General features: G+C 52.2%; 18 protein-coding genes and 1 pseudogene. 11 read left to right on the forward strand and 8 right to left on the reverse strand.

Going from position 1 to position 17,979, the window contains the following annotated elements; all coding sequences use genetic code 11:
- The 4 genes from ABOC97_RS23350 to ABOC97_RS23365 all read left to right on the forward strand — a co-directional run.
- The coding region (locus tag ABOC97_RS23350) for an IS1 family transposase (protein ID WP_001401901.1) at positions 1-80 on the forward strand (80 nt) is incomplete at its 5' end.
- Between the two features lie 314 nt (positions 81-394).
- Complete coding sequence (locus tag ABOC97_RS23355; protein WP_349602203.1) at positions 395-1,285, forward strand: carbohydrate ABC transporter permease; 891 nt, start codon at positions 395-397, stop codon at positions 1,283-1,285.
- Positions 1,278-2,180, forward strand: coding sequence for a carbohydrate ABC transporter permease (locus ABOC97_RS23360; RefSeq protein ID WP_349602205.1), 903 nt, complete (start codon positions 1,278-1,280; stop codon positions 2,178-2,180). The genes ABOC97_RS23355 and ABOC97_RS23360 overlap by 8 nt, the downstream gene beginning before the upstream one ends.
- A gap of 12 nt (positions 2,181-2,192) precedes the next feature.
- The gene (locus ABOC97_RS23365) at positions 2,193-3,320 is read left to right on the forward strand and encodes an ABC transporter ATP-binding protein (protein WP_349602207.1); all 1,128 of its coding nucleotides are present in this window, start codon (positions 2,193-2,195) and stop codon (positions 3,318-3,320) included.
- Positions 3,321-3,361: 41 nt separating this feature from the next.
- On the opposite strand, the gene ribA is transcribed toward ABOC97_RS23365, so the two are convergent.
- Positions 3,362-3,952, reverse strand: coding sequence for a GTP cyclohydrolase II (gene ribA, locus ABOC97_RS23370; RefSeq protein ID WP_052281643.1), 591 nt, complete (start codon positions 3,950-3,952; stop codon positions 3,362-3,364).
- A 167-nt stretch (positions 3,953-4,119) separates the two neighbouring features.
- Between ribA and pgpB the strand changes: the two genes are divergently transcribed.
- The 5 genes from pgpB to yciH all read left to right on the forward strand — a co-directional run bounded on the left by pgpB (position 4,120) and on the right by yciH (position 7,711).
- A complete protein-coding gene (gene pgpB, locus ABOC97_RS23375) occupies positions 4,120-4,845 on the forward strand; it encodes a phosphatidylglycerophosphatase B (protein WP_349602209.1) in 726 nt (241 codons plus the stop codon).
- Positions 4,846-5,014: 169 nt separating this feature from the next.
- Positions 5,015-5,323, forward strand: coding sequence for a LapA family protein (locus tag ABOC97_RS23380; protein ID WP_234506023.1), 309 nt, complete (start codon positions 5,015-5,017; stop codon positions 5,321-5,323).
- Between the two features lie 6 nt (positions 5,324-5,329).
- Positions 5,330-6,499: a lipopolysaccharide assembly protein LapB gene (gene lapB, locus ABOC97_RS23385; RefSeq protein ID WP_349602212.1), complete on the forward strand. Its 1,170-nt coding sequence runs from the start codon at positions 5,330-5,332 to the stop codon at positions 6,497-6,499.
- Between the two features lie 151 nt (positions 6,500-6,650).
- Positions 6,651-7,385: an orotidine-5'-phosphate decarboxylase gene (gene pyrF, locus ABOC97_RS23390; protein ID WP_349602214.1), complete on the forward strand. Its 735-nt coding sequence runs from the start codon at positions 6,651-6,653 to the stop codon at positions 7,383-7,385.
- Entirely contained in the window at positions 7,385-7,711 is a 327-nt protein-coding gene (gene yciH, locus ABOC97_RS23395) for a stress response translation initiation inhibitor YciH (RefSeq protein ID WP_349602216.1), read from the forward strand. Before pyrF ends, yciH begins: the two co-directional genes overlap by 1 nt.
- Positions 7,712-7,797: 86 nt before the next feature.
- On the opposite strand, the gene osmB is transcribed toward yciH, so the two are convergent.
- The 7 genes from osmB to fabI form a co-directional block, all read right to left on the reverse strand.
- On the reverse strand, positions 7,798-8,013 hold the full coding sequence (osmB, locus tag ABOC97_RS23400) for an osmotically-inducible lipoprotein OsmB (protein WP_234506012.1): 216 nt from the start codon (positions 8,011-8,013) through the stop codon (positions 7,798-7,800).
- A 296-nt stretch (positions 8,014-8,309) separates the two neighbouring features.
- The gene (yciT, locus tag ABOC97_RS23405; RefSeq protein ID WP_234506009.1) at positions 8,310-9,059 is read right to left on the reverse strand and encodes a DNA-binding transcriptional regulator YciT; all 750 of its coding nucleotides are present in this window, start codon (positions 9,057-9,059) and stop codon (positions 8,310-8,312) included.
- Positions 9,060-9,130: 71 nt separating this feature from the next.
- Positions 9,131-9,313, reverse strand: a complete 183-nt coding sequence (locus ABOC97_RS23410; RefSeq protein ID WP_234506007.1) for a YciZ family protein — start codon at positions 9,311-9,313, stop codon at positions 9,131-9,133.
- Between the two features lie 81 nt (positions 9,314-9,394).
- Complete coding sequence (gene pdeR / locus ABOC97_RS23415) at positions 9,395-11,380, reverse strand: cyclic di-GMP phosphodiesterase (RefSeq protein ID WP_349602219.1); 1,986 nt, start codon at positions 11,378-11,380, stop codon at positions 9,395-9,397.
- Positions 11,381-11,530: 150 nt separating this feature from the next.
- The gene (locus ABOC97_RS23420) at positions 11,531-13,465 is read right to left on the reverse strand and encodes an exoribonuclease II (protein WP_349602221.1); all 1,935 of its coding nucleotides are present in this window, start codon (positions 13,463-13,465) and stop codon (positions 11,531-11,533) included.
- A gap of 81 nt (positions 13,466-13,546) precedes the next feature.
- Positions 13,547-14,704 (reverse strand): carboxymuconolactone decarboxylase family protein, encoded by a 1,158-nt coding sequence (locus ABOC97_RS23425; RefSeq protein WP_349602223.1) that lies wholly within the window; start codon positions 14,702-14,704, stop codon positions 13,547-13,549.
- A gap of 208 nt (positions 14,705-14,912) precedes the next feature.
- On the reverse strand, positions 14,913-15,701 hold the full coding sequence (gene fabI / locus ABOC97_RS23430) for an enoyl-ACP reductase FabI (RefSeq protein ID WP_349602225.1): 789 nt from the start codon (positions 15,699-15,701) through the stop codon (positions 14,913-14,915).
- A 940-nt stretch (positions 15,702-16,641) separates the two neighbouring features.
- Here fabI and ABOC97_RS23435 point away from each other — a divergent pair.
- Positions 16,642-17,193: pseudogene (locus ABOC97_RS23435) on the forward strand (fimbrial protein).
- Between the two features lie 65 nt (positions 17,194-17,258).
- Positions 17,259-17,795 carry a fimbrial protein gene (locus ABOC97_RS23440; protein ID WP_349602226.1) on the forward strand — a complete coding sequence of 179 codons (537 nt, stop codon included), beginning with the start codon at positions 17,259-17,261 and terminating at the stop codon, positions 17,793-17,795.
- Positions 17,796-17,979 lie beyond the last annotated feature (184 nt).

The following is a 17,979-nucleotide window of genomic DNA, read 5'->3' on the forward strand; positions in this document are numbered from 1 at the left end:
AGTCACTGTCGTTCTCAAAATCGGTGGAGCTGCATGACAAAGTCATCGGGCATTATCTGAACATAAAACACTATCAGTAAGTTGGAGTCATTACCCAACAATTGAATGATATGGCTTTCGACAAAACGATTTTTAGCGCGGGCTAACGTATAGGTAATGGAAAAAGCATTGCGTTCGCGCCATCTTGATGTACCCCGTGTCAGACGCGGTAGAAAGTCTGATAATAGCCTCTGTAAGTGCCCAACTCCTCACTTTTTAAAACAAACAGTTTTTCCATTATCCTGCCTGAACTCACAGCTAATTTTTATTAGCTAATATTAAATGCGCTAAAGAGTGCCGCTTCAATCAGCATAACGATTCGCGATAGGGAAGTTTTATTCTATTGGAGGAAGCTATGAACGAGAATAAGTTATTAGGTCTGGCATGGATATCGCCCTACATAATAGGGCTGCTGGTATTCACGGCATTCCCCTTTGTTTCATCCTTTTTATTAAGTTTTACACAGTATGATTTGATGAGCCCGCCGCAATTTACCGGTATCGAGAATTACCGCTATATGTTGACGGAGGACTCACTCTTCTGGAAATCAATGGCGGTCACTTTTGTATACGTTTTTGTTACCATCCCGGTGAAACTGGCCTTCGCGCTGGGTATCGCATTTGTCCTCAATTTTAAGCTGCGCGGCATCGGTTTTTTCCGTACAGCCTACTATATCCCCTCGATTCTCGGCAGTTCGGTGGCAATTGCGGTGCTGTGGCGGGCGCTGTTTGCGATTGACGGTTTACTTAACAGCATATTGGGGATAATCGGCGTTGACCCAATCAACTGGCTGGGTGAACCGTCGCTGGCGTTGATTTCAATAACGCTGCTACGTGTCTGGCAGTTTGGCTCGGCGATGGTTATCTTCCTCGCTGCGTTGCAAAACGTACCGCAGTCGCAGTATGAAGCGGCGATGATTGATGGTGCATCGAAATGGCAGATGTTTATAAAAGTAACCATACCGCTGATTACGCCGGTGATTTTCTTCAACTTCGTCATGCAAACCAGCGAAACTTTCCAGGAATTTACCGGACCGTATGTGATTACCGGCGGCGGGCCGAGCTATTACACCTATCTATTCTCGCTCTACATCTATGAGACGGCGTTTAAATACTTTGATATGGGCTACGGCGCGGCGCTGGCGTGGGTGCTGTTCCTGGTGGTGGCCGTATTTGCCGCTATTGCCTTTAAATCATCAAAGTATTGGGTGTTCTATTCTGCCGATAAGGGAGGTAAACATGGCTGAGTTGCGGGCAATGTCATCTACCGAGCAGGAAGCGACGCGTGAAGCCGCGCGAACGCTGCGTCGCGGAAAAGTGAGCCAGACGATACGCTATATCATCCTGCTGGTAGTGGGATTGATGATGCTCTATCCGCTGGCGTGGATGTTCTCGGCATCGTTTAAACCTAACCATGAGATATTCACCACGCTCAACCTGTGGCCGGTACACGCCACATGGGACGGGTTTATCAACGGCTGGAAGACCGGCACCGAGTATGACTTTGGCCATTACATGATCAATACTTTTAAATATGTGATCCCCAAAGTCATTCTCACCATTATCTCTTCCACTATCGTGGCATACGGTTTTGCCCGCTTTGAGATCCCATGGAAGAAATTCTGGTTTGCGACCCTTATTGCCACCATGCTGCTGCCGAGCACTGTCCTGCTGATCCCGCAGTATTTAATGTTCCGCGAAATGGGCATGCTCAACAGCTACTTGCCGCTGTATCTGCCGACCGCGTTTGCCACTCAGGGTTTCTTTGTTTTTATGCTGATTCAGTTCCTGCGCGGCGTACCGCGTGACATGGAGGAGGCGGCGCAAATTGACGGCTGCAACGCCTGGCAAGTGCTGTGGTACGTAGTGGTACCGATTCTAAAACCGGCTCTCATATCGGTGGCGCTGTTCCAGTTCATGTGGTCGATGAACGATTTCATCGGCCCGCTTATCTATGTTTACAGCGTGGATAAATATCCGATTGCCCTGGCGCTGAAAATGTCTATCGACGTCACCGAAGGGGCGCCGTGGAATGAAATTCTGGCTATGGCGAGTATCTCCATTCTGCCGTCTATCATTGTCTTCTTCCTGGCGCAGCGCTACTTCGTCCAGGGTGTCTCCAGCAGCGGAATCAAGGGTTAAAAGGGAAATATCATGGCTGAAGTGATCATTAAAAAACTGGAAAAGGTCTATTCCAACGGCTTCAAAGCGGTGCATGGTATCGACCTGACTATCGCGGAAGGGGAGTTTATGGTGATTGTCGGTCCGTCAGGTTGCGCTAAATCCACCACCTTGCGGATGCTGGCGGGGCTTGAAACGATAAGCGGCGGCGAGATCCGTATTGGTGAGAAAATCGTCAATAACCTTGCGCCAAAAGAACGTGGCATTGCGATGGTGTTTCAGAACTACGCGCTCTACCCGCATATGACGGTGCGTGAAAACCTGGCCTTCGGGCTGAAGCTCAGCAAATTGCCGAAAGAGACGATTGAGGCGCAGGTCAACGAAGCGGCGAAAACGCTTGAGCTTGAGGATCTACTCGACCGTTTGCCACGTCAGCTCTCCGGCGGACAGGCTCAGCGCGTGGCGGTAGGACGGGCGATTGTCAAAAAGCCGGATGTCTTCTTATTTGACGAACCGCTATCGAATCTCGACGCTAAGCTGCGCGCCTCCATGCGTATTCGTATCTCCGATCTTCATAAACAGTTAAAGCTGTCGGGCAAACCGGCGACCACCGTGTACGTTACCCACGATCAGACCGAAGCGATGACCATGGGCGACCGTATCTGCGTGATGAAGCTGGGCCATATCATGCAGGTGGATACGCCGGATAACCTCTATCATTATCCGCAAAATATGTTTGTCGCCGGGTTTATTGGCGCGCCGGAAATGAACATTAAATCGGCCCTGGTGGTTAAAAAAGCGGATGGCTTACACATTACCGTCGGCCACGACACGCTCCCGCTGAGCGCGCAACAGCAAAGCAAACTGGCGCAGTACGTGGATAAAGAGGTCTATTTTGGCATTCGCCCGGAGTATGTCAGCGTGTCAACCCAGCCATTTGCCGAAGGGTGTGGCAAAGGGACGCTGTTCCGCGTCGAGAATATGGGCCACGAGTTCTTTCTTTATATGCAGGTCGGAGAACATGAATTAACGGCGCGTATGCCATCAGATAGTGCGAAATCGATTCTGGAAGCTGGGCTGAATAGCCCGGTTTGGTTCCGTTTTGATATGGCCAAGTGCCATCTTTTTGATGCGCAGAGCGAGCAGAATATCGCTTTGTAATAAAGCGTCGCCGTTTATGCAAGTAAACGGCGACAACCATATTATTGCTTGAGCAGATGTCCCATCTTCGCCGCTTTCGTGTCGAGATAGTGAGCATTCTTCGGATTGCGCCCGACGATAAGCGGGACGCGTTCCACAATATTGATGCCGGCTTCGGTCAGAATCTCAACCTTTTTCGGGTTGTTAGTCAGCAGGCGCACCGCATCAACGCCCAGTAGTTTGAACATATCGGCGCACAGGGTGAAGTCACGCTCGTCAGCGGCAAAACCAAGCTGGTGGTTGGCTTCGACGGTGTCGTAGCCCTGATCCTGCAGTGCGTAGGCGCGAATTTTGTTCAGCAGGCCGATATTACGACCTTCCTGGCGATGGTACAGCAGGATACCGCGACCTTCTTCGGCAATGTGCGACAGTGCCGCTTCGAGCTGGAAACCGCAATCACAGCGCAGGCTAAAGAGCGCATCGCCGGTCAAACATTCCGAGTGCACCCGAGACAGCACGGGCGTTTGCCCGGTAATATCACCAAAAACCAGCGCCACATGATCGTGACCGGTTGCCAGTTCTTCAAAACCCACCATCAGGAAATCGCCCCAGGGGGTTGGCAGTTTGGCTTCTGCCACACGTTTAAGCTGCATGTGATTCTCCAGATTATCTCAGCGCCAGCGGCGCTTTCTGTTTTCCTTATTTTGCCACAACGTGCTTTACTTCACCTAATGATGCGCAGGCAACCGCCCGTAAAGCGCACAATTTTGACATGATCTTTTTCGCTAACGTAGTGACATTGATGGAAAAAGGAAGAGAAATGCGCGCCATTGCCGGACGAACGACACTTGCCGCCGCCATATTATTACTGATGCCGATTACCGTCTGGTTGACGGGATGGCAGTGGTTGCCTGGGCCGAGTGGCTGGGGGCTGCACGTGCTGTACGCTATCACTGAAACGGTGACTCAGCCGTGGGGGATAATCACGCATCTGCTGCTCTGTGCCGTGGTTTTATGGCGACTGCGGCCTGATTTTCGCACATGCGTCATTCTGGTCGTAATTCTGAGCGCGGCGGTCCTTGCGGGTCAGGGAGCGAAATCGCTGATTAAAGCGCAGGTTCAGGAACCCAGACCGTTTGTTCTGTGGCTTGAAAAAACACAGCAGATACCCGTCGAGCAGTTCTACACTTTAAAGCGCAGCGAACGTAGCGCGCTGGTGAAAGAACAGTTGGCGCATCAAAATGATATCCCGGGTTTTTTACGTCATCATTGGCAAAAAGAAACCGGCTTTGCCTTTCCATCCGGCCACACCATGTTTGCGGCGACCTGGGCTTTGCTTCTGGTGGGGCTGCTGTGGTCGCGTCGTAATGCGCTGGGGCTGGCGCTAGCCGTGGCGTGGGCCATTAGCGTGATGGGAAGTCGTCTGCTGCTGGGCATGCATTGGCCGCTGGATTTGATGGTGGCAACGGTCATGTCCTGGCTTTTGGCGACGCTGGCCTGCTGGTCGGCTCAACGGCTATGTAGATTGTGGGAAAAAGAGACATAAAACAGGGGCGTGACGCCGGAAAAAAAGGAAAAGGGTTGATTTTCATCGTGGTTACCCTCAGATCGTTGTCTTATGGTACGCTTTTCCATTTCGTCGTCGCGGTGAAGATGTTATTTTATAGGGCTGGGTGCGGTGTATACACTGCAGAAGCCGCATAACGGGAAGTAATGTGAAATACCTACTTATATTTTTATTGGTGTTAGCGATTTTCGTCATCTCAGTGACGCTGGGTGCGCAAAACGATCAGCTTGTGACCTTCAACTATTTACTGGCGCAGGGTGAGTTCCGAATTTCGACGCTGCTGGCGGTGCTGTTTGCCGTTGGTTTCGCTATTGGCTGGCTGGTCTGCGGCTTGTTCTGGTTACGCGTTCGTGTGTCGCTGCTGCGTGCAGAACGTAAGATCAAAAGACTGGAGCATCAGATTGCGCCAGATTCGGTCACTCCGGAAACTCCGGCGGCCCCGATGGCGAAGGAATAATTAGCTATGCTGGAGTTGTTGTTTCTGCTTTTACCCGTCGCCGCCGCCTATGGCTGGTATATGGGGCGCAGAAGTGCACAACAGTCCAAACAGGACGAAGCGAACCGCTTGTCGCGTGACTACGTGGCAGGGGTGAACTTTCTTTTAAGTAACCAGCAGGATAAAGCGGTTGACCTGTTCCTCGATATGCTCAAAGAGGACACCGGTACCGTAGAAGCCCACCTGACGCTCGGCAACCTGTTCCGCTCACGCGGTGAAGTTGACCGTGCTATCCGCATCCACCAAACCCTGATGGAAAGCGCCTCGCTGACCTATGACCAGCGTTTGCTGGCGGTACAACAACTCGGCCGCGATTACATGGCGGCAGGGATGTATGACCGTGCCGAAGATATGTTCAACCAGTTGGTGGATGAAACCGATTTCCGCATCAGCGCACTCCAGCAACTGCTGCAGATTTATCAGGCGACCAGCGACTGGCAAAAAGCCATCGACACCGCCGAGCGCCTGGTTAAGCTGGGAAAAGACAAACATCGTGGCGAGATTGCCCATTTCTGGTGCGAACTGGCGTTGCAGCAGATGGGGAATGACGATCTGGATAAAGCCATGTCGCTGCTCAAACGCGGCGCAGCGGCCGACCCGTCCAGCGCACGAGTTTCAATCATGATGGGACGCGCCTGGATGGCGAAGGGCGACTATGCCAAAGCCATGGACAGCCTGCTGCGCGTTATCGACCAGGACAAAGAGCTGGTTAGTGAAACGCTGGAAATGCTGCAAACCTGCTACCACCAACTGGGGAAAAACAGCGAGTGGGAACATTTCTTACAGCGCTGCGTTGAAGAGAATACCGGTGCTACGGGTGAACTGATGCTGGCTCAGGTAATGGAGCAGGGTAGAGGCAGTGAAGTGGCGCAGACCTACGTGACGCGCCAGCTGCAACGACATCCAACGATGCGCGTGTTCCATAAGCTGATGGATTACCACCTCAACGAGGCGGAAGAAGGGCGTGCGAAAGAGAGCCTGATGGTGCTGCGTGACATGGTTGGCGAACAGGTGCGCAGTAAACCGCGCTATCGTTGCCAGAAGTGCGGTTTTACCGCCTATACGCTCTATTGGCATTGCCCATCCTGCCGGGCGTGGTCGACGATTAAACCAATTCGTGGGCTCGACGGGCAGTAAGTTTTCAAAAAAACAACCCGCTTAGTTACAACATACCCTAATTTCCTCCTACGCAGGCATCCGGCATTGTGCGGGCTGGGTCGTGCAGGTAGAATGCTGCCCGTTTACCTTTTCCGCACCCCCGCGTGCCCATCAATAAGAAGGTCCAGTCATGTCCGTTGCTTCATCTTCTTCCCGTGTCGTTACATCCTCTCCTGTTGTTGTCGCCCTCGACTATGATAATCGCGACAAGGCGCTGGCCTTCGTAGACCGCATCGATCCGCGCGACTGTCGCCTGAAAGTCGGCAAAGAGATGTTTACTCTGTTTGGGCCACAACTGGTGCGCGACCTGCAGCAGCGCGGTTTTGATATTTTCCTGGATCTGAAATTCCACGATATCCCGAATACTACGGCGCATGCGGTTGCGGCAGCGGCGGATCTTGGCGTCTGGATGGTGAACGTACACGCGTCCGGCGGCGCACGAATGATGACCGCCGCGCGCGAAGCGCTGACCGCATTTGGTAAAGACGCGCCGTTGCTGATTGCGGTGACCGTGCTGACCAGCATGGAGTCCAGCGATCTGCTGGACCTGGGCATCACGCTATCACCGGCCGATTATGCCGCGAAACTAGCGCTGTTGACCAAAAATTGTGGCCTCGACGGCGTCGTGTGTTCAGCGCAGGAAGCGGTACGCTTCAAGCAGGAACTCGGCCAGGCGTTTAAACTGATTACGCCGGGCATTCGCCCTGCAGGTAGCGATGCGGGCGATCAGCGCCGTATTATGACCCCAGAGCAGGCGCAGACGGCGGGCGTTGACTATATGGTTATTGGTCGTCCAGTGACGCAGTCTGCCGACCCGGCGCAGACCTTGCGCAGCATTAATGCATCGTTGAATTTGGGGGCGTAATGAACGACAGCAACAGTCGGCTGGTCTATTCGACCGACAGCGGACGTATTGATGAACCGAAAGTCGCCGCGGAACGTCCGAAAGGCGACGGTGTGGTGCGTATCCAGCGTCAGACCAGCGGTCGCAAAGGCAAGGGCGTGTGCCTGATTACCGGTATCGATCTCGACGACGACGCGCTGGCGAAGCTGGCCGCTGAGTTGAAGAAGAAATGCGGCTGCGGCGGTTCGCTCAAAGATGGCGTGATTGAGATTCAGGGCGACAAGCGCGATCTGTTAAAAACGCTGCTGGAAGCAAAAGGCATGAAGGTGAAGCTGGCTGGCGGTTGAGTCGCCGGTTCATCCCACCAATGAAAAGGGCTCCGATCGTTCGCGGAGCCCTGATATTCGAGTCGAATCAACGACGCTATCGCTAATTATTTGCCAACCTGATGGCCAATAATCCCACCTACTGCAGCGCCGCCCAGCGTACCCAGAGTACTACCGGTTAATACGGCACCACCGATGGCGCCGGCACCAGCACCCAGCGCGGTGTTACGGTCACGTTTGGACCAGTTAGAACATGCGCTCAGCGACATGACCAGCGTTACGGCTAAAACGGCAGCAGTCATTTTCTTGTTCATTGAATTCATTGTATTTCTCCTGAATATTCTATTCACGGAAAAAGCGCTTTTATTATAGCAGTTGCCAGAAGTACTCAGAGCATTGTCCGTGAAGCTTGTTGCGCAGGTTGTAAATTGATTGCTAAAAATTACGCAAGTGATAGTTACTTCCTGTTATATCGCTAACATTAATTTTACGAATTCGTGATGTTGCCGACAGGTAAAAAATCTTAATTGCGGGGTCGGAAAACTCTCATAGCGAGGCGGAGTATTTTCAGCGGTAAGGGGCGGAAAACCCGATGCCGGGGCGCATCGGGTGTTAAGGCTTATGGGCGTTTGACGATATTCACCGTCAGGCCAGATTGCTCAAGCTGCAGCTGTTTTTCGGTGGACAGGTTGTCATCGGTAATCACCCGGTTGAACTGGTTCATAGGCCCCAACGGATACGGATGAATGGCGCCAAATTTCGAACTGTCGGTCAGAACAATCGCCTCGCTACCTTTTTCCAGCACCGCATTGACGATATCGGCGCGCATCATATCGCGGCCGGTAAAGCCGGTTTCAGGCTGCCAGCCGTCGATGCCAATAAACGCTTTGCTAAAATGCACCTGTTGAATGTACTGGCGTGTGAGTGGTCCCACCATGCTTTCGCTTTTTTTCTGATAAATACCGCCCAGCAGAATCACTTCCCCCGGCGTCTCTTTCAGCAGGTGGGCGATATAGCTGCTCACGGTGATAATCGTGATATCCGGCTGGGTGGCCAGCGCGCGGGCCAGTAGTGCATTACTGCTACCGTTTTCGATAAAGACCGTTTCACCCGGGCGCACCAGCGAAGCGGCGAAATCGGCGAGTTCACGTTTGAGCGCAAAATTATTCATCATGCGGGTTTCAACGTCTTCACTATCCAGCGGCACGGCGAAGCCGTGGGTTCGGCGCAGATAGCTCTGCTTTTCCAGCAGGTTCAAATCCTGACGAATAGTCACTTCCGAAACGCCGGTCATTTTCGCCAGTTCGGAGACGCTCATCCGGCCTTTATCAATGACCAGTTGTAAGATGGTTTGCTGTCGGGAATTCATAATCAATGCATCAATTTCTCTGTGCGAAAACGGGGTTATACGCAGCGCCGCTTATCGCAGGGCGAATGGTGTCAGATTTCCCACGGGGATTTTGGCTGACCTGAGCGGTTGTCGCGTTCGTCTGCGGCGTGCGCCAATAATTCCGCTTTTAATATTTCCAGATTATTGATTGCGGAATGGGTGTCGCCGCCGACCAGAATATCGAGGACGGTATCAATACGTTGGGCTAACTGGCGCGCATCGAGCTCGGACATAGTGGGATCCTGTTGATAAATTCGATTGAAATCAATGATGCAAAATTTACTGCCAAAAGAGAAGTGAAAAAATGGCTTACCTTATAACCCCGAATGCACCTTAAGCCAGTGCTCAAGTTCGGCGGCTGGCATCGGTCGGGCAAAAAGGTAGCCCTGGCGTTCGTCGACACCGTTCTGAGTCAAAAAAACATCATCGTCCGCATCCTCAACCCCTTCGGCAATAATGCGTAAATTCAACGCTCTGGCAACAGCAATGATCGCCAGCACCAGCGACTGTGAGACCGATTGGTCGTGTACGCGCTGGACAAAAACATGGTCAAGCTTGAGGGTGTCGATAGGAAAACGAGCCAACTGAGATAACGAAGAGTAACCGGTGCCGAAGTCATCAAGATGAATTTGCGCCCCCAGCGAGCGGAACTGCTGGATGACCTCCAGCGCCTGATCGGCGTTGTCGATAAGACAGCTTTCCGTAAGTTCGATATCTATCGGACACTGGTCGAAGTTTTGCGCTTTGAGCGCCTGTCTAAGTTCGCTGAAAATCGATTGATCGACCAGCTGTCGCGCCGAGACATTTACCGCCACGCGCAGATTGATCCCTTTATCACGCCACTGTGCCACCTGACGGATGGCATCCAGCATGACCCAACGTCCTAGCGGCACAATTAGGCCCGACTCTTCAGCATAGGCGATAAAATCCATCGGCGGGATCAGTCCGCGCTCCGGTGAATTCCAGCGTACCAGCGCCTCCAGACTGTAGACGTTGCCATCCAGCGCCACCTTCGGCTGATAATGAATAACCAGTTGATCGCTTTGGAGTGCTTTGCGCAGATTGGTATCCAGCCACAGATATTCGAAAACCCGCTGATTCATCTCCGGGGAGAAAACGCTAAAGCGCCCGCGGCCATTCTCCTTGGCGGTATACATCGCGGTATCGGCGTTGCGAATCAGACTCTCCCGGTCCTGACCGTGCTGCGGTGCAATGGAAATGCCCAGCGAACAGCCGCTGTAGACTTCAATGAGCCCTATGCGGAAAGGGTCGCGCAAACGGGTCAGCACGCGTGACGCCATCGCCTCCAACGCAATCTGCGAGGTTTCGGTGGCGAGGACGATAAACTCATCGCCGCCGAGTCTGGCGAGCGTCTGTCCTTCCTCAAGGCAGCTTAAAATCGACAGCGCCACGGATTGCAGCAGCTGATCGCCGAAAACATGGCCGTAGGAGTCGTTGACCTTCTTGAAGTTATCGAGATCGAAGTAAACCAGGCCAATTTGCTCATCGGGGCCACATTTATCGAGAGCCTCGCCGATAAGTTCGTTTATCGCGTGGCGGTTAGGTAACCCGGTAATGGTGTCGGTATTCGCCAGTACGCGTAGGCGCTCCTGCGCGCGGCGTTCTTCGGTAATATCGATTCCAGAACAGATGAGGTAGATTTCATTTTTACCGCTGCCGCTGTGTACAAAGCGATTGCGAAACAAAAACAGACGTGGCCCCTTGCGCGTTTTTATCCAGCGCTCAACTTCATAGGGGCCGCCGTTGGTAAAAAACTGGCTTACGTTGTGCCTCGCTGCCGCGGCTTCAGTGGCCGTCAAAAACAGTTCGAACGCCGTTTTGCCAATGACGTCATGTTCTTTAAGTCCGGTGTATTCTTCGCACAACCGATTGAAGCGCTGAATTTTGCCGTCGCGGTCGAGGATAACAATCACCGCGTTGGCTTCTGAGACCACCTGTTCAGCAAATAATAGTCCCTGCAACAGGTCACGGGCGACGGAGGAAGTATCAAACCAGGATGAAGCCGTGCCGGCCCACTCGGTGCAGCTGACCTTACGGCCAATCAGGTGAACGGGAACGTCGTAGCCATTCAATTGAATATTGACCGCGACGCCGGAGGTGGTGACGGGCATCGCTTGAATACGGCGGGTGCTATCTTCGCTCAACGTAACGGTTAACTCGGCACTGGAGTCCGGGTCGATGCTGAGGTGTAAAGTAGGATTATCGCGAGATAAACGCCAATAAAGGCTGGTTTCGCCGGAATTAGGGTCGAGAAGATTTTGTGCTAAAGACTTAGTCATTTTTTCTCCCATGTACACCTACGTTCAAGTACGCCCGGAAACCCATACCATGGTATTTAGTGTGAACGGTTTTCGGGATTTCGCTGGGAAAAAAGAGGGTAGATGTGCGGGAGATAAAAAAACGGCCCCGGAGGGGCCGTTTAGCGCAGATTATGCAACCGGACGGGCAATAACGCTGCGGGTTTCCATGCGGACTTCGGCGATGGTGACATCAATGACGTCGGTGACTTTATACGCTACTTCGCCTTTGATCTGTACGGTGCCATTTTCCTGGCTGCAGACCATTTCGTCACGCACGGCGTGCAGGAACGGTGCCGGAATAAAGGCGACCGCGCCGTTATCGACCAGGCGCACGCGCATACCGCCACGGCTGACATCGATAATCTCAGCGGCAAAGCGAGTCTCGGTCCCGGCCTGCGGATTGAGATAGCGTGCATACAGCCAGTCGGCCACATCACGTTCCGCCATGCGGTTCAGACGACGACGTTCGGCCATCTGTACGGTAACCTCATCCTGCGGACGCGCGGGGGTTTCACCTTTGATAATCGCTTTCAGCAGACGATGGTTAACCATGTCGCCATATTTACGAATTGGTGAAGTCCAGGTGGCGTACGCTTCGAGACCCAAACCAAAGTGCGGACCCGGCTCAATGCTGATTTCAGCAAACGACTGGAAGCGACGAATACGGCTATCGAGGAAGCCAGTTGGTTGGGCATCCAGCTCACGGCGCAGTTTGCAGAAGCCGTCCAGCGTCAATACTTCAACCGGATCGACGTGTACGTCGTGGGTTTTCAGTAAGGCAGCCAGCGCTTCGGTATTGTCAGGGGCAAAACCGGTGTGCACGTTATAAACACCAAAACCGAGTTTGTCGCGCAGTACGCGAGCCGCGCAAATGTTGGCGGCAATCATGGATTCTTCGACAATGCGGTTGGCAATGCGGCGCGGTTCGGCCACGATATCCAGCACTTCGCCTTTCTCGCCCAGCACGAAGCGGTAGTCAGGGCGGTCTTTAAATACCAGCGCGTGGGTTTTACGCCATTCGCTACGCACCTGGCAAACGCGGGAGAGCAGGGTAATCTGGCAGGCAATGGCCTCGCTCGGCGGCTGCCAGCTTCCGCTGCTTTCCAGCCAGCCTGAAATATCGTCGTAGGCCAGTTTCGCTTTGGACTCGATATTGGCGGCAAAGAATTCGATATTATCTTCGATGGTCCCGTCGGCGGACAGCGTCATGCGGCAGGCCAGAACCGGACGCACCACGTTGGCACGCAGGGAGCACAGATCGTCAGACAGTTCGCGCGGCAGCATCGGGATATTGAAGCCCGGCAGGTAGTTGGTGAACGCACGAATTTTCGCCGCATCATCCAGCTTGCTACCTTCCACTATCCATGCGGTTGGATCGGCAATGGCAACGGTCAGCTGCAGTTTGCCATCCGCGGCTTCTTCAACGTACAGCGCATCGTCCATATCTTCGGTGCTGGCGCTATCGATGGTGACGAAGTCCAGGGCCGTCAGATCGCGGCGTTCCAGACCCTCGTCCTGCATCTCGGTAGCAACACCGTCTGGGGCTTCTTTTTCCAGATTATGACGAGCGAGAGTTACCCACCATGGCACAAAGTGGTCATCGCCATAGGTGATAAATTTGGTCAGTTCGGCGTAGAAGGTACGGTCGCCTTTCAGCGGATGACGGCGCATTTCACCAACGGCCCAGTCACCCTCTTTGAAATCGTGGGTCACATTGCGCTCAGCGCGGCAAGGAATTGCATCTTTCAGCAGCGGGTGGTCAGGTACGATAGACAGACGATCGTCTTTACGGTGAACTTTACCCACAAAGCGAGTCAGGAATGGTTCAACCAGTTCTTCCGGCTCGGCACTCTCTTTACCTTTATCGGCGTGGATCACAGCAATTATGCGGTCGCCGTGCATCACTTTTTTCATCTGCGGCGGCGAAATAAAGTAGCTTTTTTGCGCGTCTACCTCGAGGAAACCGAAACCTTTTTCAGTGGCTTTAACGACCCCTTCTGCACGTGGCGTCTGGGAATGAAGTTGCTGTTTTAGCTGCGCTAGCAGCGGGTTATCCTGAAGCATAATGTTCTATTTTCGTGGCCAAAAGAGCGGCTGACATTTTTACGCGAATCCATGGGTTGCAGCAAGCGCTGTTTCACCCTTTTACGTAACTTGTTGCGCGCTGCCAAGCGCAATACGCAGGCGGTTTAGCCAGCCACTTAAGGCGCTCCAGGCAAGCAGCGTTATTGCATCCGGCGTGGAAAGCCCTTGTTCAATCAGGGGAGTTAACTGGGTGGCACTAAAACGATCCGGTGCGCGGGTTAATAACTGGGCAGCCTGGGTCACGGCGCGCTCGCAGGGATACTGATGACTCCAGGCCTGGATAGCGCGTTCGCCGTTGCGTACGGCCTCTGGCAGGCCGCTGGCGCCTTGCCACTGCGAAGCGTAATAATGAAAACAACTCACGCTACCGTTAATTCTCGCGGGGATTAGCGAGGCTAGCGGCTGTAGCGGGTGGGCAAAAGACAGGGCATCGACTAACTCGCCAAGTTGGTTGAGGACTGCTTCTTCCTGGACAAGTACGGGAAGAAGCGTTGCCAGTTCAGGAACCTGTTGCCAGCGGGCCAGCGCTTCGCCCTGCGGTGTGTTGGTCTGATGCGTTTCAATCCCGTCTATATCGCTGTGCCACGCCGCACTTTCAGCAACAAACAGCTCGGCATCGGCATCTTCCTGAATTGGCATTCCGGGGATCCAGCGTACCGGGAACCCCATATATGCCTGAAACAGCGCAATCACGCGGGCCTGAAAGCCGACAAAACCAACTACTTGGTTAATCAGGATAATATCGTGCAACGTGAGCCCCACATCGTCGAGTTGCTGACGTGCGCGCGGGGTAATGATCGACGGAGAGCTAGCCAACTGGCGGGCATATTGGGTTATCTGCGCCAGACGATGGTTGCTTTCACGTGAGGAATCCGGGCCGGGCAGCGGCGCCAGCCGGGCGGCATAGTGGTTACACAGGCGCTGTACGCCGGATACCTGCGCCACGGTTAACGCGGTGCTTAAGCGATCATAGGCGCTGAAGGTACGCAGCCGGTTGGTCGTGACGACGTTGGGAAACAACGTATTGGCCAATTGACGGGCAGCGCTCAGCCACTGCTGGCTAGCGCTAAGTAAGGCATCTGGTAGCGCCAGATCGAGCAAAAATCGGTCGTCAACGTGCGCGGCTTCAGGAACCAGCGGCATCACATCGCTGTGCTGGGTTCTGGACTGGGTTTCATGATACCAGTGATTTTTGCCGGAAACGTGGCGTGGCTCCATGGGAGTTCCTTGATTTGAAGGTGGCGAGCCAGCCGCTGCAAAAATGATGTTGCCGGATCGTTATGGGTAATTATCCTGGCGCATGCGTGACGAGGGAGAAAATATTGTTCGGTGCTAATTAATAACTTACTGGAATAACAGAGGCGGGAAGGGGGAGATTCCCGGAATCAGCGCTGAACGCCGACTCCGGGTTTTTAGTGCAGTAAACTTATTTCAGTTCCAGCTCGTTCATGGCAGCGATGCTGAAACCGCCGTCAACGTGCAGAACTTCGCCGGATACGCCAGCGGACAGGTTAGAGCACAGGAAGGCTGCGGAGTTACCCACATCTTCAATGGTCACGGTGCGACGGATTGGGGTCACCGCTTCGCAATGTGCCAGCATTTTACGGAAATCTTTGATACCGGAAGCAGCCAGAGTACGGATTGGACCCGCAGAGATGGCGTTCACGCGGATACCTTCTGGGCCCATAGCGTTAGCCATGTAGCGTACGTTCGCTTCCAGAGACGCTTTTGCCAGACCCATCACGTTGTAGTTAGGGATAGCACGCTCTGCGCCCAGGTAGGACAGCGTCAGCAGGGCAGAGTCTGGGTTCAGCATGCTGCGGCAGGCTTTAGCCATCGCAACGAAGCTGTATGCGCTGATGTCGTGAGCGATTTTGAAGCCTTCGCGGGTTACTGCGTTCACGTAGTCGCCGTCCAACTGGTCAGCCGGTGCAAAACCGATGGAGTGAACGAAGCCGTCAAATTTTGGCCATACTTTTGCCAGTTCAGTGAACAGGGATTCGATGCTCGCGTCTTCAGCTACATCGCACGGCAGTACAATGCTGGAGTCCAGGGAGGCGGCGAACTCTTCTACACGGCCTTTCAGTTTGTCGTTCTGGTAGGTGAACGCCAGTTCAGCCCCTTCACGGTGCATAGCTTGCGCGATACCGTAGGCGATGGACAGTTTACTGGCAACGCCAGTAACCAGAATGCGCTTACCGGAAAGAAAACCCATAGCTTTTAATCCTTATGTCATTGCTTATTTTGGCTTTGAATTCAAAAAGATACTCTTATCAAAGCCGGAAAAGAGAGAGAGCAGTGCGAAATTATAGCCCACTCTACGCATGAATTGTCACGTGATTTTTACATCCGTCCCGAATTCGCCCTTCGGGCGAGACTCATCGGCTTCTTTCTATTATATCAGGTGTGGGTGGCATGACTGATCCAACCTCATCCATGATGAGGAAAGGACTCAATTGTAGTTGTCATCGGCAAATGGAACCGTTCTGCATCAAAAGGGAAAAGATCTATATTAGGCAGGGGATGCTGATCTCAGCGACACTTAACGCATAGATTGAATATTCAATGCCCAGAATGGTTATCTGAGCCTATAAATTATAAATAAACAATCCGTCAAGTTGATATTTATCGATTAAATATTGATATTCCACATTTAGATATTCGTAGAATAATATTGTTTTAACGCTAACATATTTTATCGTTTTCTTCTCAAGTAAATAATTCACATATGAAGTGATTCTAATGCTTTGATTTTATAGGCTTAATTTGTTTTTTCAGGTGACTTTGAAGTCGAGGGTCCGAATCTGGATGGAATGTTGAATTGTATCATTTTGAAGAGGGGGGTAATATTCTTCGCATCGGTGATTTAATATTGATTAAGTTATATGCCTGCATTCAATCTACCTTTGGTAGAGAGATTAAATTAAATAAGAAAGCACATCAAAATAATATCTATATAGCGATAGTTTTATCCGAAAAATATAGCATCGTCAGAATAACTGATGATGCAAAAAGGGCACTATGAAATGATGTCGAAACTTTTTTAATGCTACGGGTATTCGCCATCATTTCATGGGCATTCATCTGTTCTCCAGATAAGGAGACAGAGAATCCAACCAAAGCTAGTTGTTATAAGCGCTAAGGAAAGTAAAAAAATGAAAAAGAATTTTGTTGCAATGATCGTCACTGCCGCTCTGGCCTGTGCTGCGGGTTCCGCGATGGCGGCTACGCAGGACACTATTGTTGATGGCGGTACTATCTATTTTTAAGGGCAAGTTGTAGATGCTGCCTGTGCGGTTGTAGTGGGAAATGATGGCGATGGTCAGACCGTTACGCTTGATCAGGTTCGCGCGGCTAATCTTACTGATGCCGGGGAATATGCGAATCAGAAGCAAGATTTTCACATCGACCTGAAAGATTGTGACCCAACCATCAGCCAGAATGCGGCAGTCATCTTTAATGCTCAGGAAGAACCGCTTATCGCGGGAACGATGGCCAATACCGCCGGTGCTGGTGCTGCTGGGTTTGTCGCATTGCAACTGTTTGGGCCTGATGGCAAAGAACTGAAAATTGGCGCTGAGTCGTCTCCTGTCGTTATTGACACAGCCACCGTACGTATTCCGTTATCTGTGGATTACGTTGCTACCGGCAAAGCCACCCCAGGCGGCGTCGAAGCATCAGCAACCTTTAAAATTCACTACTCCTGATAACAAGGGCTCCCTTTGAAAAAGGGAGCCCTTTCCGATGGAATATTATCGAAGGGAGCAGGCCAGTGAGAGATATAAACGGGGTATTGCTGATCGGGGTATTAATACTGCCATTTGTTGCATTTGCGAAAAGTGGCACAACGGATGGCGGATCGCTCGCCTTCAAGGGGCTGGTTGTTGCCGCACCTTGCAGTGTGAAAGCCGATGATATAACGAAAACCGTCGAAATGGGGCAGGTCAGAAGCAACAGTTTTCCGAGTAAAGGAACGTGGGACGATGCGGTTGCCTTTCAGCTCCATCTCGAAGATTGCGATATCTCAGTGCTGACGACGGTGGCGGTGAGATTTGAGGGAATAAGCGATCCGAATGACCCGCAGGTCTTTCAAACCGGATACGGCGCAGGGGCAGCACGCGGTGTCGGTCTGGGGATATTTGATTATACCGGGCGATTGCTAATACCGAATACGCAACCTAAGAATTTCTTTCCACTGACAGAGGGCAAAACCGTGTTGCATTTTTCCGCGAAATATCGTTCAACGCTGAATTATGTTCAGCCGGGAGATGCGTCTAGCACGGTGCAGTTCAAGATGATTTATCAATAGTAAATACATGGATTAATATAATTAATATCTGGATAACATTTATGTTTACTGAAATCACGGTCCTCCGACATGATCGCCTGCGCGTTCGAGGTAATGCTGCCAACTTACTGATTTAGTGTATGATGGTGATTTTAAGGTGCTTGCGTGGCTTCCATTTCCATCAGATGTCCTTCCTGCTCCACTA

It is taken from the genome of Kluyvera huaxiensis (assembly GCF_040149365.1).
GTDB classification, from domain to species: domain Bacteria; phylum Pseudomonadota; class Gammaproteobacteria; order Enterobacterales; family Enterobacteriaceae; genus Kluyvera; species Kluyvera intermedia_A.